Genomic DNA, 767 nt, shown 5'->3' with positions numbered 1-767 from the left:
TACTCCGTATATAGCAGCAAATATCCATAATGGTATTTTAGGAAACCAGTAGCGTGAAAAGATTCCTAACGCACTTAACTGGCTGCCCATAATAAGCAGTTCAGAACACCAGTATGTCCATCCATGACTAAAACCCGCCCAATTTCCAAAAGCTTTTTTTGAGTATATGCGAAAAGATCCTTTTTGCGGATCTTCTACAGCCATTTTTGCCAATGCTTCAAATACAATATAAGTAGTAAATCCAGTTAAAATAAGAATAAGAATAATTGACGAACCACCTATTTTAATTCCTATACTGGATCCTAAAAAGAAACCGGTCCCTATTGTACAGCCAATCCCAATAAGTGAGAGTTGCCACCATTTTAAATCTTTTTTTTCTTTCGTTTCGTTCTCAACATCATGACAGGTCATATCACTATTCTCCTTTATTCATTTTGAGAATGCCCCTCATGATCACTTGAATACTTCTCGGCAAGCTTTTTAATAACATCAGTGACATTATGAGCCTTTATTTTATGGTTTGCTACTCTTTCACTTCCTACAGAAATCTCAACTGTAAATAACGCTTCATATTTCATTTTTTCTGCCCCTTTCGCATCAAATATAATCTCTTATCTTTTATCCTTTTATTACGCAAAAATTAATTATGTATTTAAAACCTTGTGAGTCTAAAAGTTAAACAAATAAATTTGAGTTATAGTTGTAAGTTTAAAAAAATGTATGAGAAAGGAGAGACGGCATGCCTCTCCTCTATATCCATTTCATAT

1 protein-coding gene and 1 pseudogene are annotated in these 767 nt (G+C 33.6%); both read right to left on the bottom strand.

From position 1 onward, the window contains the following. Positions 1-411: pseudogene (locus KI369_RS27020) on the bottom strand (amino acid permease); the annotation flags it as partial. A 14-nt stretch (positions 412-425) separates the two neighbouring features. Continuing rightward, the gene (locus tag KI369_RS27015) at positions 426-578 is read right to left on the bottom strand and encodes a hypothetical protein (protein WP_212958639.1); all 153 of its coding nucleotides are present in this window, start codon (positions 576-578) and stop codon (positions 426-428) included. Positions 579-767 lie beyond the last annotated feature (189 nt).

Source organism: Bacillus sanguinis (genome assembly GCF_018332475.1).
Lineage (GTDB): Bacteria > Bacillota > Bacilli > Bacillales > Bacillaceae_G > Bacillus_A > Bacillus_A sanguinis.
This window is presented reverse-complemented; position numbering and strand designations above follow the sequence as displayed.

Bases quoted from the DNA above. Each gene is read 5' to 3' on its own strand.
- KI369_RS27015 (WP_212958639.1), bottom strand. From the start codon at position 578: ATGAAATATGAAGCGTTATTTACAGTTGAGATTTCTGTAGGAAGTGAA.